This window comes from Propionicimonas sp. (assembly GCF_047606205.1).
In the GTDB taxonomy this organism is placed as follows: domain Bacteria; phylum Actinomycetota; class Actinomycetes; order Propionibacteriales; family Propionibacteriaceae; genus Propionicimonas.
In genome coordinates, this window is sequence record NZ_JASGES010000061.1 from 1 (window position 1) to 14,974 (window position 14,974).

General features: G+C 71.5%; 11 protein-coding genes, 1 tRNA gene and 1 pseudogene. 6 read left to right on the forward strand and 7 right to left on the reverse strand.

The window, feature by feature from the left end:
• Positions 1 to 232, reverse strand: a pseudogene (locus tag QM633_RS03970) (hypothetical protein); the annotation flags it as partial.
• Between the two features lie 167 nt (positions 233 to 399).
• On the opposite strand from QM633_RS03970, the gene QM633_RS03975 reads away from it, so the two are divergent.
• Entirely contained in the window at positions 400 to 3,045 is a 2,646-nt protein-coding gene (locus QM633_RS03975) for an Ig-like domain repeat protein (protein WP_415152431.1), read from the forward strand.
• Positions 3,046 to 3,133: 88 nt separating this feature from the next.
• On the opposite strand, the gene QM633_RS03980 is transcribed toward QM633_RS03975, so the two are convergent.
• The 5 genes from QM633_RS03980 to pyrR form a co-directional block, all read right to left on the reverse strand.
• Complete coding sequence (locus tag QM633_RS03980) at positions 3,134 to 4,831, reverse strand: glycoside hydrolase family 13 protein (RefSeq protein WP_415152432.1); 1,698 nt, start codon at positions 4,829 to 4,831, stop codon at positions 3,134 to 3,136.
• Between the two features lie 100 nt (positions 4,832 to 4,931).
• Positions 4,932 to 5,930: a LacI family DNA-binding transcriptional regulator gene (locus QM633_RS03985; RefSeq protein ID WP_415152433.1), complete on the reverse strand. Its 999-nt coding sequence runs from the start codon at positions 5,928 to 5,930 to the stop codon at positions 4,932 to 4,934.
• Positions 5,931 to 6,019: 89 nt separating this feature from the next.
• Positions 6,020 to 7,294: a dihydroorotase gene (locus tag QM633_RS03990; RefSeq protein WP_415152434.1), complete on the reverse strand. Its 1,275-nt coding sequence runs from the start codon at positions 7,292 to 7,294 to the stop codon at positions 6,020 to 6,022.
• On the reverse strand, positions 7,291 to 8,229 hold the full coding sequence (locus tag QM633_RS03995) for an aspartate carbamoyltransferase catalytic subunit (RefSeq protein WP_415152435.1): 939 nt from the start codon (positions 8,227 to 8,229) through the stop codon (positions 7,291 to 7,293). Before QM633_RS03995 ends, QM633_RS03990 begins: the two co-directional genes overlap by 4 nt.
• Positions 8,226 to 8,795, reverse strand: coding sequence for a bifunctional pyr operon transcriptional regulator/uracil phosphoribosyltransferase PyrR (gene pyrR, locus QM633_RS04000; protein ID WP_415152436.1), 570 nt, complete (start codon positions 8,793 to 8,795; stop codon positions 8,226 to 8,228). Before pyrR ends, QM633_RS03995 begins: the two co-directional genes overlap by 4 nt.
• Positions 8,796 to 9,080: 285 nt before the next feature.
• Between pyrR and QM633_RS04005 the strand changes: the two genes are divergently transcribed.
• The gene (locus tag QM633_RS04005) at positions 9,081 to 9,251 is read left to right on the forward strand and encodes a hypothetical protein (protein ID WP_415152437.1); all 171 of its coding nucleotides are present in this window, start codon (positions 9,081 to 9,083) and stop codon (positions 9,249 to 9,251) included.
• A gap of 6 nt (positions 9,252 to 9,257) precedes the next feature.
• Here the strand turns inward: QM633_RS04005 and pepN are convergent, their stop codons facing one another.
• Positions 9,258 to 11,849, reverse strand: a complete 2,592-nt coding sequence (gene pepN / locus QM633_RS04010) for an aminopeptidase N (RefSeq protein WP_415152438.1) — start codon at positions 11,847 to 11,849, stop codon at positions 9,258 to 9,260.
• Positions 11,850 to 12,176: 327 nt separating this feature from the next.
• Between pepN and QM633_RS04015 the strand changes: the two genes are divergently transcribed.
• From QM633_RS04015 to QM633_RS04030, 4 genes are all read left to right on the forward strand, one after another.
• On the forward strand, positions 12,177 to 12,989 hold the full coding sequence (locus QM633_RS04015; protein WP_415152439.1) for an Fpg/Nei family DNA glycosylase: 813 nt from the start codon (positions 12,177 to 12,179) through the stop codon (positions 12,987 to 12,989).
• Positions 12,962 to 14,416 carry a hypothetical protein gene (locus QM633_RS04020; protein ID WP_415152440.1) on the forward strand — a complete coding sequence of 485 codons (1,455 nt, stop codon included), beginning with the start codon at positions 12,962 to 12,964 and terminating at the stop codon, positions 14,414 to 14,416. The genes QM633_RS04015 and QM633_RS04020 overlap by 28 nt, the downstream gene beginning before the upstream one ends.
• Before the next feature lie 50 nt (positions 14,417 to 14,466).
• Positions 14,467 to 14,539 (forward strand) — tRNA-Pro (locus tag QM633_RS04025).
• A gap of 211 nt (positions 14,540 to 14,750) precedes the next feature.
• Positions 14,751 to 14,974: hypothetical protein (locus QM633_RS04030; RefSeq protein ID WP_415152441.1), on the forward strand; the 224-nt coding region annotated here is incomplete at its 3' end.

The following is a 14,974-nucleotide window of genomic DNA, read 5'->3' on the forward strand; positions in this document are numbered from 1 at the left end:
CGCTGAGCACGACCACGCGGGAGGGGTTCGCCGGCACCGTCACCGGGGTGCCCTCGGCGTCGGTGACCGTCCGGTCGGCCGTCGCGGCCGCGCCGGACGCCGCCGGCATCGCCGCGCATCCGGAGGTCAGGGCCAGCAGGACGGTCAGTGCGGCGCCGGCCCATCGACGCGTCCGGCCTGCCCGGTTCGCCGGGTCGGGCCGAGGCGGGTGTGTGGTGGCTGCGGTTCTCATGGCAATCATCAGATGTTCAGTAGGTAAGGCTCGCCTAAGCTAGCGCATCGCGCCAGTCCCGATCTCTCCGTCCAAATTCGCAACACTCTTGTTGGCAAACTTCAGCGGATGAAGGTTAGCTTAGCCTAAGCAAACGTTCCGGATTGCGGAGCATGAAGAGGAGAGACATGACAGACAGCGCAGTCAGGCCGGTGGTACCGGCCAGGACGCGGCGCCTACGGGGACTCGTGGCGCTCGCCGCGGTCACCGCGCTCGCCGGCGGCCTCGCCGCCAACGCGCCCGTCGCCGTCGCAGCCCCGAAGGGCACGACCGGCAACGGCACCTTCGCCGTCACGACCAGCCCGGTCGCGCCCGGCGGCACCATTACGGTGACCGGCTCGGGCTTCGACCAGCGGCCGGCCGACGGCGGCTTCCTCGCGTTCAAGATCAACGACGGCGACATCGCCTTCGGAGACGAGCAGCCCGACGGCCAGACCACCGGGGGAGCCGTCTACGTCACCGATGCGGCCAAGCTGCCCGACACGAACGGCGACTTCTCGGTCACGCTGACCCTGCCCGCGGACCTCGCGGAGAGCACGAGCGCGGAGACCTACTGGATCCGGGTGCTCTCGGGCACCGACGGCGGCTCGGCGATCTCCAAGTTCGACTACTTCACCGTCGACGCACCGAGCACGACCGGCTCGGCGTCGGTCAGCAAGGTGAGTGTGGCCTCCACCGGGGCGGTGACGCTGTCGATCTCCGGCTCGGGGTACACCGCGGCGAGCACCGTCGCACTGAGCTACGCCGGCGCGGCCGTGCAGTGGACCGGCAGCAAGGACACGCTGACCGTGGCCGATGACGGCACGTTCTCCGGCACCACCACGCTGGCGGCGGGCACCGCCCTGGCCGGTGATCACACGATCACGCTCACCGGCAGCGATGACGCGGCCAAGCAGCTCGGCTTCACCACGACCCCCGTGACCTCGTTCAGCGCGAACCCGGGCGTGAACGCCACCGTCACCCTGACCGCCGTGAACCTGCCGGCGAACGCGTCGGTGACCAGCCTCGGCACCTCGGGCAAGAACTGGCTCGCTGCGAACGGCAGCGCGGACGGGAGCGGCCATGCGTCCCTCGCCGACGTGAAGGTGCCGGCCGACGCCCCGGTCGGAGCTTCCATCTCGCTGGGTTACAACGACGGCGCCGCGCACAGCTACGACACCGGCACGGTGGTCACCCCTGATGACACGCTGCGCAACACCGGCGACTTCACCGTCACCGAGAAGGTGCTGGCCGGCGGCCTCTACCAGTCGGTCACCAACCCCGCCACCGGCAAGACCTTCACCACAGCTGCGGTGGGTCGTCCGCCGATCCTCGACTCCACGCTGACCAAGCTGGACGCAGCCACGCTCGAGATCGAGAAGACCGTCGCGCCCGCTCCGGTGGACTCCGGGGACTCCAGCAAGGGGGTGTACGGGGTCTACGGCATCGCCTTGTACAACGCGGGCAATCAGGTGTGGGTGTCGAACACCCGCCAGAACACGGTGGCCGTCTACTCCCAGGACGACCTCTCCCTGGTCAAGCAGTTCCCCGACTCGCTGACCGGCCACAGCCGCGACCTCGCCGTGGACGAGACCACCGGTCTGGTCTACGTCTCCTCCGCGGACCGCAGCGCGAGCGGAAATGGCTACATCGACGTGTACAACGCGAAGACCCTGGCCTACTCGCAGCGGATCGAGCTGGGCAGCGATGCCGCGCCGTTCCAGGTGACGATGAGCCTCGACCTCGACCAGGCGACGGGCAAGCTGTACACCGTCAGCCTGACCAACGAGCGTGCGGCGATCATCGACACCCGCAAGGGCAACGCCGTCACCTACTACTCGCTGGGTGACAACGCGAGCTCGCCGTCCGGTGTGGCCTTCGACGCGAGCACCAAGCGGCTCTTCGTCGCCAACCAGGCCACGAACAACGTGGTCGTGCTCGACACCACCAACGGCAGCATCCTCGCCGACATCCCGACCGGCGTGGGCGCGCTGAACACGGCCTACGACTCGACCTTCGGCTACGTCTACGTCGCCAACCGGTCGAGCGCGACGATCACCGTGATCGACGCGACCACGCTGACGATCGTCGCCAACCTCGCCGGTGGCACGAACGTCAACCACGTCGAGGTCGGCGCAGGGGGCGCGCTGTACGCGGTCAACAAGAAGGCGAACGACTCCAGCGGGAACGCGACCAACTCGATCCTGCGGATCGTTCCGAAGGTCGAGGTGCCGGCGGCGGAGAACCTGACCCGGCCCAAGCTGACCGGCACGGTCAAGGTGGGCAGGACGCTGAAGGCGAGCACCGGCACCTGGGGCTACGCCGCGGACGCGTCCTTCACCTACGAGTGGCTGCGCAACGGCGCCGTGATCGCGGGCGCCACCACCTCCTCGTACAAGCTGACCGCGGACGACGCAGGGCGGGGCGTGCAGGTGCGGGTGACCGCGACGGTCGCCGACAAGGCGACGGTGGTGACCTCCAAGGAGGTCCAGCTGGGCAGGCTGTCCTCGACCACGTCGGCCAAGTACAGCGCCGACGTGAAGAAGAAGGGACGGCAGGGCACGGTCGCGGTCACCGTCAAGGTGTCCGGGGTGACCTCGCCGACCGGCACCGTGAGGGTGTACGACGGCAAGAAGGCGATCGCGGCGGTGGTGCTCGGCAGCACCGACTCCGGCAAGGTGACCATCACGCTGCCGGCCCTCAAGAAGGGCTCGCACACCCTGAAGGTGACCTACGCCGGCAACGTCGGCATCAAGGCCGACTCGTCGAGCAAGCACAAGGTGAAGGTGAAGTAGTCATCGTGATCCGAGTGGGGGCTCCCGGCTTCGGCCGGGGGCCCCTCTGCGTGCCTGCCCGCTCAGCGGAGTTCGCGTGCCCGCCCGCTCAGCGGAGTGCGAACCAGACCGCGGCGTCGGTGGGCAGGCGGCCGTCGATCAGGTCGTCGGAGGCGACCAGCAGTTCGGCGCCGGCGGGGAGGTCGACCGGGTCGGGGGACAGGTTCACCACGCAGCCGAACCCGGGCTCGCGGGTGAAGGCGAGCACCGAACCCGGGTACTCCTCGCTCCAGGCGAGGCTGCCGTCGCCCAGTGCAGGGTGGTTCGCCCGGACCGAGAGCGCCCGCCGGTAGAGGCTCAGGGTGGACGTGGGGTCGCCGTCCTGGGCGGCTGCGCTGAGTTCTGCCCAGACGGACGGCTGGGGGAGCCAGGGGTTCGCATCCACGCCGAAGCCGTAGGGCGGTGTGGTTCCCGACCACGGCAGCGGGACACGGCAGCCGTCGCGTCCGCGCACCCGGCCGCCGGTACGGAAGTAGCTGGGATCGTCGAGCACGTCGGCGGGCAGGTCCTCGACCTCCGGCAGCCCGAGTTCCTCGCCCTGGTAGATGTAGGCGGGACCGGGCAGCGCCAGCTCGAGGAGCGCCGCCGCCCGTGCCCGGCGCCGGCCCAGCCCGACATCGGTGGGCAGCTCTGAGAAGTAGTCGGCGAGCCGGCCCAGCCACTCGGGCGGAGGCCCGGCCAGGGTGAACGGACGCCCCGTCTCCGGCTTGCCGTAGCGGGTGACCACGCGGGTCGAGTCGTGGTTGCCGAGCACCCAGGTCGTCGGTGCGCCGACGCTGGCGTGGGCGATCAGGTTGCGGTCGATCATCGCCCGCAGCGAACCGGCGGTCCACTCGCACCAGAGCATGTCGAAGTTGAAGGTGGTGTGCATGCGTCCCGGATCCACGAACCGGATCAGCGCGTCCAGGGGCTTCACGTTCGCCTCGCAGACGAAGATCCGCTCGCCGAGGTGCTGGCCGGAGTAGCCGTCGGCGATCTCCCGCCAGTGCCGCTGGATCGTCTCCAGTTCGGGCTGGTTCCACCACGGATGGCCGGGGAAGAAGCCGGGCGTGCCGAATCCGGTGACCGGGTCGACCGGGGTGTCGGGGAAGGTCATGTCCTTGGCCAGGCTGTCGGCGACGTCCACCCGCAGGCCGTCCACCCCGCGGTCGAACCAGAACCGGATCACGTCGTCGAAGAGGGCGGCGACGGCGGGGTTCGCCCAGTTCCAGTCGGGCTGCTCGGACGCGAACATGTGCAGGTACCACTGTTCGGGGCCGTCCGGGCCGACCATGCGCTCCCAGGCCGGGCCGCCGAACAGCGAGCCGCCGTTGGTGGGGGGCTGGGCACCGTCGAAGCCGAGTCCGTCGCGGAAGTGGAACATGGCCCGCTCGGGCGAGCCGGGGCCGGCGGCCAGGGCCGCCCGGAAGGCGGGGTGGGCCACCGAGCAGTGGTTGGGCACGAGGTCGATCAGGACGCGGATGCCCCGGGCGTGCGCGCCGGCGATGAACTCGTCGGCGTCGGCGAGCGTGCCGAAGCGGGGGTCGATGTCGCAGTAGTCGGACACGTCGTAGCCGCCGTCCGCCATCGGTGAGGGGTACCACGGGCTCACCCAGACCGCGTTCACTCCGAGCCTGGAGAGGTGGTCCAGCTTGCCGATCATGCCCTGCACGTCGCCGGTGCCGTCGTTGTTCGCGTCCGCGAACGAGCGTGGGTAGATCTGGTACACGACGGCATCACGCCACCACGACTGGTCAGGACTGGTCACGGACCAGCAGCCTAGACGCGGGTTGCTCCAGGCGTGCGGTCAGCGCCGGCGGCGCGGCACGGCCGCTCCCGCGCCGGATCGCATCGCCGTGGCCCGCCGCTCAGCTCTGGGGCGCGTCCGAGGAGGCCCGCACGACCAGTTCCGGCTCGAACAACGGGTGCTGCGTCTCGGTGAGCAGGAGGTCGGCCGCCGCCCAGCCCAGCTGGCGCATCGGCTGGCGCACCGAACTCAGCGGCGTCATCAGTTCGGCGGCGAAGTAGAGGTCGTCGTACCCGACGACGGCCACGTCCCGCGGTATCGACAGCCGGCGGACGCGGAGCTCGCGCATCGCCCCCAGCGCCACGATGTCGTTCATCGCGAAGACGGCGGTCGGCGCCGGGCCGGGGCCCTCCAGAGCCTCGACCAGGCCGCGCTGGCCCTCGTTCGCGGTGAGGGCGGGAAGGTTCACCACGTGCAGCACCTCGACCGGGTCCAGGCCCGCGGCCTGGACGGCCTCGATGGCGCCCCGCAGGCGGTGGCGGGTCTGCTGGAGGTCGGGGGTGCCGGCCAGGAACAGGATCCTCCGGTGGCCCTGCGAGAGCAGGTGGGCGATCGCCTGGCGTCCGCCCGAGACGTGGTCGACGCCGACGGACGTGTGCTGTGTGCTCGCGGAGTCCATCAGGACCGAGGGGATGCCCAGGCGGCGCAGGTCGCCCAGCCGTTGCATGGTCGAGGCCATCGGCGTGACCAGGACGCCGCGGACGCCCTGCTCGGCGAGCAACCGCAGGAACTGCGCCTCCCGGTGCGGGTCGTCGTCGGAGGAGCACAGGATCAGGGTGTGGTCGTCGGCGGCCAGCCGATCCTCGATGCCGCGGGCCAGCTCGGTGTAGTACGGGTTGCCGACGTCCATCACGATCGCTCCGACCGTCCGGGACACGCCGGCACGCAGCTGCCGCGCCGAGGCGTTGCGGTGGAAGTTCAGCTCCGCCATCGCCTGCTCGACCTTGACCCTGGTCTTCTCCGTGACCGAGTCCGGACGGTTCAGCACGTTGGACACGGTGCCGACGGAGACGCCGGCCAGTGCGGCCACATCCTTCACGCTCGCCCTCTGCGGAGTCATGCCTCCCCCTCCCGGTCTGCGCCTGAGCATAACCACGGACGCCGCGTCCGGGCGGCAGAATCGCCCCAGACCCTGAATCGGTTCATGCGTCAGCGGCGGTAGCTGGCGACCCCCCGGCAGAAGGTGGCGACGACGGGGTCGGGGAGCTCGCGACCGGCGTAGGGGTTGTTGCGGGAACGGGACCGCGAGGCGGACGCGTCCACGGTGCTGCGGGCGGCCGGGTCGGCGAGCACGAGGTTCGCCGGCTCGCCCACGGCGAGCGGACGCCCCTGGCCGGCCACCCTGCCGATCCTCGCCGGAGCGGCCGACATCCGCTCGACCAGCGTCGGCCAGTCCATCCGGCCGCTGTTCACCATCACCTCGAGGACCACGGCGAGGGCCTGCTCGAGCCCGAGCATGCCGGGCAGGGCGATGTCGAAGGGGTGGTCCTTGTCCTGGCGGGCGTGCGGGGCGTGGTCGGTGGCCACCGCGTCGATGGTGCCGTCGGCGAGCGCCTCACGCACGGCTTCGAGGTGCTCGGAGGTCCGCAGCGGGGGGTTCACCTTGAACGTGGTGTCGTACCCCGCGACCAGGGGGGTGTCCAGCAGCAGGTGGTGGGGCGTCACCTCGGCGGTCACCCGGATGCCGCGGGCCTTCGCCCAGCGGATCACGTCCACGCTCTCCGCCGTCGACACGTGGCAGACGTGGACGCGGGAGTCGGTCAGCTCTGCGAGTTGGACGTCGCGCGCGACCACCACGCTCTCGGCCTGCGACGGCCAGCCCGGCAGGCCGAGCCGCCCGGACCACTCGGACTCGTGGCAGCAGGCCCCGGGTCCGGCCAGCCGGGGGTCCTGCGAGTGCTGGGCGACGACGCCGTCGAAGCTCTTCACGTAGCTGAGCGCACGGCGCATCAGCTGGGCGTCGGCCACGCAGCGGCCGTCGTCGGAGAACACGCGGACGCCGGCGGCGGAGTTGGCCATCCGGCCGAGCTCGGCGAGCTCCGCGCCGTCCAGGCCCTTCGTCACCGCACCGACCACGCGCACCTCGCAGAGGGCCTCCCGCTGCGCCAGTTCGGCGACGTACTCGGCCGCCTCGGCGGTGTCGGTGACCGGGGTCGTGTTGGCCATCGCATGGACGCAGGTGAACCCGCCCCGGGCCGCCGCCGCCGTCCCGGAGGCGATCGTCTCCGCGTCCTCGCGGCCGGGCTGGCGCAGGTGGGTGTGCAGGTCGACCAGCCCCGGCAGGGCGCGCAGACCGTCCGCGTCGAACCGTTCGACACCGGCGGGCGCGGATCCGGGATCGGCCAGCACGCCATCGGCCAGGTACAGGTCGGTACGGGTGCCGTCGGCCAGCGTCGCGCCGGTGATCAGCAGGCCAGTGCTCAATGCATCGCTCCTTCGTCCGAGCCGAGCAGGTGGTACAGGACGCTCATCCGGACGGCCACGCCGGCCGAGACCTGGTCGAGCACGAGCGAGTTCGCCGCGTCGGCCGCGGCGGAGGAGATCTCCACGCCGCGGTTCATCGGGCCCGGGTGGCAGATGGCCGCCTCAGGCCCGAGCATCGCGAGTCTCTCCTCGGTCAGCCCGAACCGTTCGGTGTACTCCCGCTCGGTGGGGAAGAAGCCGCCGGTCATCCGTTCGCGCTGGACGCGCAGCATCATCACGACGTCCGCCGTCCGCAGTGCAGCGTCGAAGTCGTCGGTGACCTCGCAGCCCCAGGTGTGCACGCCGGTGGGCAGCAGCGTCGGCGGGGCGACGAGCACGACCTCGCCGCCCAGGGTGTGCTGCAGCAGCACGTTGCTGCGCACCACCCGTGAGTGCAGCAGGTCGCCGACGATCGCGATCCGCCTGCCCGCGAACGCGTCCGAGCCGAACCGCCGGAAGTGCTGCCGCATCGCGAACGCGTCCAGCAGCGCCTGGGTGGGGTGCTCGTGCTGGCCGTCGCCGGCGTTCACGACCTGTGCTCTCACCCAGCTCGCCACCTGGGCGGCTGCGCCGGAGGAGGAGTGCCGGATCACGAAGCAGTCCGCGCCCATCGCGTCCAGGGTCATCATCGTGTCCCGCAGCGACTCGCCCTTGCTGACGCTGGAGCCCTTTGCGGACACGTTGATGGTGTCGGCGCTCAGCCACTTGCCAGCGATCTCGAACGATGTCCGGGTACGGGTCGAGTCCTCGAAGAAGATGTTGACGATCGTGCGCCCGCGCAGGGCCGGCAGCTTCTTCACCGGGCGCGACTGCACCTGGTGCATCTCCTCGGCGAGGTCGAGGATCGCCGTCGCCTCGGCCAGGCTCAGGTCGCCCGCGCTGAGCAGGTGCCTCATCGCGCCTCCCCCGTCCGCGAGATCGTGACGGCGTCGCGCCCGTCCACCTCGGCGAGCTGAACCTGGACGCGCTCGTCGGCCGCGGTCTGGATCGTGCGGCCGACGTGGTCGGCGGCGATCGGGAGTTCCCGGTGGCCTCGGTCGACGAGGGCGGCGAGCCGCACGGCGCGCGGACGGCCCAGGTCGCGCAGGGCGTCGATGGCCGCGGCGATCGTGCGCCCGGAGTAGAGGACGTCGTCGACCAGGACCACGACCGCGTCATCGATCCGCCCGGGGATGGATGTCCGCGCCGGGTTCCTGGTGGGGTTCGCGCGCAGGTCGTCGCGGTACATGGTGATGTCGAGCGCGCCGAGCCTGACCGGCCGTCCCTCGATGCCCTCGATGGTCTGGGCCAGTCGTCGGGCGAGGAAGACGCCCCGGGTCGGGATCCCGAGCAGGACCAGATCAGCGGAGCCGTGGTTGGCCTCGAGCAGTTCGTGCGCGATGCGGGTCAGGGAGCGGGCGATCTCCGACTCGTCGGCCACGACGCGGGCAGTCGGTTCGTTGTCGGGCGCCGGACCAGCCACGCAGCTCTCCTCGCTGTCGAAGATCGGCGGCCTGGTTTCGCCGCACGATTCCCGAGCCGCCACCATAGCGGAGTCTCGACCGCCGCCCTCCGGTCTCCCGCTGGGCGGGCCGGGGGACCGAGTGAGGAACCGTCCCCGACTCGGTCCAGGTGGCGACGTGGTGCTGAACGAAATCGGGGACGGTTCTCTTCTCGGTCCGGTCTCCCGCTGGGTGCTGAACCGGGGACGGTTCTCTTCTCGGTCCGGTCTCCCGCTGGGCGGGCCGGGTCGGCTAGCGTGGGCGGCATGCACTCCCTCGCCGCCATCCTTCCGCTGGAGACCCTGCCCAGCTGGCCCCAGGTGACTGACCCCACGGTGCTCGAGATGCTCGTCCTCACGATCTTCATCCCGTTCGGCATCGCCGCGGTCGTCGCCGCGCTGGTGCTCGGCCCGGGTTGGAGCGCGAAGGGCGAGTAGCCCCGCTCAGCGCTGTGCCGCCTCCTGGCAGCGCAGCGCCCGTTCGGCGTCGTCTCGACGCTCGCTGACCTGCCGCAGCACGTAGCTGCTCAGCGGCGCCTCCCGCAGCCACCCGTCGATCACGGACAGGGTGTCGCGGTCGGCCAGCGGGCTGGGGAACAGCCGGTTGAGCACGTGCTGGCGGATCGTGGAGCTCCGTTCCGCCCAGCCGTCGGTGCCGTCGGAGATCGCGCGCGCGACCTCGAGGTAGCGCTCGACGTAGGGACGCAGGACCTCCTCCTGCCCGAGCTGCCAGAAGTGGGTGCACACCTGGAAGTGGGTCTCGTTGGGGGTGTCGGCGGCCTCGCAGGCCAGCCGCCAGGCCTCGGCCTTGGCGGCCTCGGTGGGCTGCGCGGCGCGGACGCCGGCGGCCTGCTCCGCGCCGCGCGCGGTGGCGTCCCTGGCCAGCTCGGCATCGATCTCCGCATCCCCGATCGCCCCGACCCGGGCGAGCTGGGACAGCGTGTACCAGCGCAGATCGGTGTCGACCGCGAGCCCGGTGGGGGCCTCTTCGCCGGAGAGCCAGGCGCTGAGCACCCCGACGACCGAGCCGGTGTCGGCGGCGGCAGCCAGCGAGCGGGCGAAGGCGAGCTGGTGGTCCGAGCCCGGCGCGGCGTCCTTGAGCAGCCGGGCGACGCCGGTGACGAAGCGGTCGTTGAGGTCGCTCCGGTCGGCCCGGGGCGTGTAGTAGTCGATCGCGGTCCGGCACTGGCCGAGGATCCCCTGGACCGCGGTGATGTCGGTCTCGACCCCCGCTCCGGACAGCGCGAGCGTGACGAAGTCGGACGCCGGCAGTTCCGCGTCCCTGCACATGTCCCAGCTGGCGCCCCAGCACACCGCCCGGGTCAGCGGCGAGGTCAGGGTTCCGATGCCCTTGACCACCGCGGCCATCGAGGCCGGGTCGAGCCGGATCTTCGTGTAGGTGAGGTCGTCGTCGTTGAGCAGGATCACGGCGGGCCGTCGCTGCCCGATCAGCTCGGGCAGCTCGGTGAGCTCGCCGGCGATGTCGACCTCCGCGCGATGGACGCGGACGAGGCACCCGTCCTGCTCCTCGTACAGGCCGACGGCGAGCCGGTGGTGGCGCAGGGTGGGCCACGCGGCCGGGGCGACCTGCCGGATCGCGAACCGGGAGAAGGCGCCGCCGTCGTCGACCGCGAACTCCGCCCAGATGGTGTTCACGCCCGCGGTCTGCAGCCATTCGGCGGCGAAGTGCGACAGGTCGCGCCCGGACGCCTCGGTGAGCGCCGCGAGCAGGTCGGGCAGCCGGGTGTTCCCCCAGGCGTGCCGGGCGAAGTAGGCGCGCACGCCGGTCAGGAACGCGTCCTGGCCCACGAAGGCGACGAGCTGGCGCAGCACGGAGGCGCCCTTGGCGTAGGTGATGCCGTCGAAGTTCAGTTCGACCGCGGCCAGGTCGACCATGTCGGCCGCGACCGGGTGGGTGGAGGGCAGCTGGTCCTGCCGGTAGGCCCAGTTCTTGCGGCTGTTCGCGAAGATGGCCCACGGGTCGTCCCGGTCGGCCCCGGCGGCCCGGATCTCGGCCTGGCAGAAGTGCGACGCCCACTCGGCGAAGGACTCGTTGAGCCACAGGTCGTCCCACCAGGTCATCGTGACCAGGTCGCCGAACCACATGTGGGCGAGCTCGTGCAGGATCGTGTTGTCGCGGGTCTCGTAGGCCGCGTTGGTGACCCGGGAGCGGTACAGGTATTCGTCCCGGATCGTGACGCAGCCCGCGTTCTCCATCGCCCCGGCGTTGAACTCCGGCACGAACACCTGCGCGTAGTCCTCGAACGGGTACGGCAGGCCGAAGTGCTCCTCGAACACGGCGAAACCGGCCTTGGTGGTGGCGAGGATGCGCTCGGTGTCGAGGTAGGGCGCCACGGAGGCCCGGCAGGCCAGCGAGAGCGGGATCTCCCTGGCCGCGCCGGCGTAGCTGTCGCGGACGACGTGGAAGCTGCCGGCGACGAGCGCGGTGACATAGGTGGAGATCGGCGGGGTCGGGGCGAAGTGCCAGCGGGCGAGGCCGTCCTCGAGGAGCACCGGGGTGACCTCGGCCGAGTTGGACAGCACCGTCCACTCTCCCGGCGCCACGACGGTGAGGGCGAAGATCGCCTTCAGGTCGGGCTGCTCGAAGCACGCGTACATGCGGCGCGCGTCCGCGGTCTCGAACTGGGTGTAGCAGTAGACGAGCCCGTCGACGGGGTCGACGAAGCGGTGCAGGCCCTCCCCGGTCCGGCTGTAGGAGCACAGGGCGGAGACGGTCAGCTCGTGCTCGCCGGGCTCAGTGGTGAAGGCGAGCCGGTGGTCGGCGAGAGCGTCCTCGGGGAGCGCGACGCCGTCCAGGGTGGCCTCCAGGAGCCGTTCGGCGATCAGGTTGATCCAGCTGTCGCCGCCGCGGCTGGTGAAGCGCACCGTGGAGGTGGAGACGAAGGTGGCGGCGGGGTCGTAGGCCTGGGCATCGGGGACGCGTCCGGACAGGTCGACGATCACGTCGTAGCTGTGGACGGCGATCTGGCCGGAGCGCGCGGACGCTTCCGCGCGCGTGATGTTGGCGGCGTACATGAGACCTCACTGGCTAGGGGTGACAGGGTCGAGCCCGGCGCGGGGGAGCTGACGGTGCCACCGCGCGGAGAAAACATACCCCTCGGGGTGGGTCTTCAGCGTCGCGAGCGGTCGAGGCGCGCGAGAGCGACGTCCGCTGCCTGCTCTGCAGCGGCGAGATCTTCGGGGCTCGGACGGGACACGTCGCGGGCGCGCAGAGCACGCCCCGCGTCGACGAGACCCGAAATTCCGTCGCGTCCGAAGGGCCGATCCGGCGCGGGAGGACGCCCCGAGGTGCTCATGGTGGCAGCCTAGACTCCCTCAACCGTCGTCGTGGGAGAGGACCGAATGCCCGAGGGACACGTGATCCATCGGCTGGCCGCCGAGCTGGACGCCGCGTTCGCGGGCAGGCCCGTGCACGTGACGAGTCCCCAGGGACGGTTCGCCGAGGCCGCCGCGCTCCTGGACGGGGCGGTCCTGCACACCGCGGAGGCGTACGGCAAGCACCTGCTCCTCGACTTCCCGTCCGGACACGTTGTCCACATCCATCTCGGCCTGATCGGCAAGCTGCGCTGGGTGCGCCCCGGCCCGGTGGAGGGCGCCGGCACCGTGCGCCTGCGGATCGAGTCCGAGGCGCACGCGGCCGAGTTGCGGGGGCCGCAGACGTGCGCGCTGGTGGGTCCGGCGGAGGTGGCGGCGCTGGTCGCGGACCTGGGCCCGGATCCGCTGCGTCCGGACGCGGACCCGGAACGTGGCTGGCGGCGGGTGCACCGCTCGGGGCGGACGATCGCGTCCCTGCTGATGGACCAGCGGGTGACGGCCGGGGTGGGCAACATCTACCGCGCCGAAGTGCTGTACCGGCAGCGGATCAGCCCGGACATGCCCGGCAACGAGCTGTCCCGGGTGAAGTGGAACCGGGTCTGGGCAGACCTGGTGGAGCTGATGCCGCAGGGGGTGCGGCACGGGCGGATCGACACGGTGCGCCCGGAGCACACGCCGGAGGCGATGGGCCGGGACCCGCGCGTCGACGCGCACGGCGGCGAGGTGTACGTGTACCGCAGGGCGGGCCAGCCGTGCCTGGCCTGCGGCGCAGAGGTCAGGGTGCGCGAGGTCGAGGGACGCAATCTGTACTGGTGCCCGCGATGCCAGCGCCGGCGGTGATGGTCTGGGGCGACGCGGAGGTGCGCGTCGCGGAGGATGGCACGACGACCCGGTTGCTGCGTGGCCCCGATCTGGTGGTGGAACTGGGCTGGGTGGGCGCGGCGGGCGCGCCGGCGGAGTTCGAGGCCGACGACGAGGTGGAGCACACGCTGGTCACGCCGGAGGGCAGGGTGTTCCAGCGCCACTCGGTGCTGGAGGGGTGGCGGATCCGGTGGGTGCTGACCCGGGAGGCGCGGCGTCCGGCGGCCGTCGAGGACCGGCTGCGGGTGCGCCCGGGGGCCGAGTTCTCCCTGTGGAGCTGGGGGAGCGGCGCGACGGCGCTGCTGGCAGTGGTGCCGGCGCACGCAGCGGGGCCGGTGCTCGGGTTGCGGCTGGAGCAGGGGTACCTGGAGGAGTTCGGCAGCCCGTCGGCGAGCAGCGCATCGGTGGACTACCTGGTGGCGCCGGCGGAGGCGGAGCTGTCGCCGGGCCAGCGGCTGGTCACCTCGGTCGTGGCGGACTGGTACCCGGCGCTGGACGAGCTGACCGCGCGGTTGCCGCCGTGGCTGGGCGACACCCAGCTGGACGCGGAGGAGCCGTGGTTCGGCGACGTGGCGGACTTCGGGGTGCACGCCCCCGACGATGTGGTGGTCGACTACTCCGACGGGGTGGTGACGGTGGTGGCGGAGGCGGGCCGGCGGATCCTCGACGTGCAGACGCCACGCGGTCTGAGCAGGGTTCCGCTGGAGTGGGTGCCGCCGATGGAGGCGGTGCTGCACGCGGTGGCCAGGGACGCGGTGGGCAGCGGCGAGCCGCTCGACGTGGCGCAGGCGCTGTGCGTCCAGTTCGCCGCGGACCGGCGGGCGGTATGGCTGGACCCGACGGCGGACGACCTGCTGGACCGGGTGGAGTGGGAGGCGGCGGGATCGGTGCTGGGGGCGGCGTTCGGGTTGGCACGCGGGCGCAGCCTGGGCGAGGCGGTACTGGTGTCGGACGCGCTGCGGATGCTGGGCGGGCTCCCCGCGGGAGAGGGGTACGGCCGGGTGGCGATGGCCGGCTGGATCGCGTCCCTCTCGGTCGGGCTGGATGCTCGCGAGCGCTGTCACGAACTGCTCGGCAGGGCGGCGGTGGGACGGACGGCGGCGCTGGAGAGTTCGCTGCTGCACTACCGCAGTGCCGACGTCGGGGAGACGGAGTTGGCCGGGGTGGCCAACCGGCTGGGCGGCCTGCTGCCGGGGCGGGCCCCGCTGCTGTCGTGGACGGAACGGGCGCGGCTCGTCGGCTTGCTGGAGCTGTGCCCACCGGAGTGGGAGCGGGCCCCGCAGGCGGCCCAGGTGGCCGAGAAGGTCAGGGGCCAGCTGCTGTGCGCGTACACCGACGGACGCATCCCCGACGCCGAACCGCTGGCCTGGCTCCTGCTGAACCCGGGTCTGGGCGCTCTGGGCTGAGGTCGACTTGGAGCGGGTCTCCGCGGAGCCGTAGGCTGGCCGCCGTCCACCGGGGCGTAGCGTAGTGGCTAGCGCGCCTGCTTTGGGAGCAGGAGACCGCAGGTTCGAGTCCTGTCGCCCCGACAATTTGTGCCCCAGGCTGGGGCTAGGCATTATGCCTTTCTGACTAGGCCAAACACCGCAGGGGCGACAGGCGACATGCACCCAGAAGAGGCCATGTCAAGACCTCCGGTGCCCCAGCCAAGCCCGCAATTGGGGACAATTCGGGGCAAGCGAAACCCCTAGTCACAGCGATATGATGGTTCTCGGGTTTCCTGCCGATCAGGAGGTTCCCATGGGTCAGGAGCGCCGGTCCGTCGGCAGCATCGAGCGCCGGAGTGGGTACTTCCGTGCGCGCTACATCGGCCCGGATCGGCAGCGCTACGAGGCTCCGCACCTGTTCTCCGACCGGATCGACGCCGAGTTCTGGCTGGGCGAGGTGCACCGTTCGATCTCGCGCCAGGAGTGGCGTCCGCCGGTGAAGGTGAAGGGCCAGCCCGACGACCTGGACACCCTGGC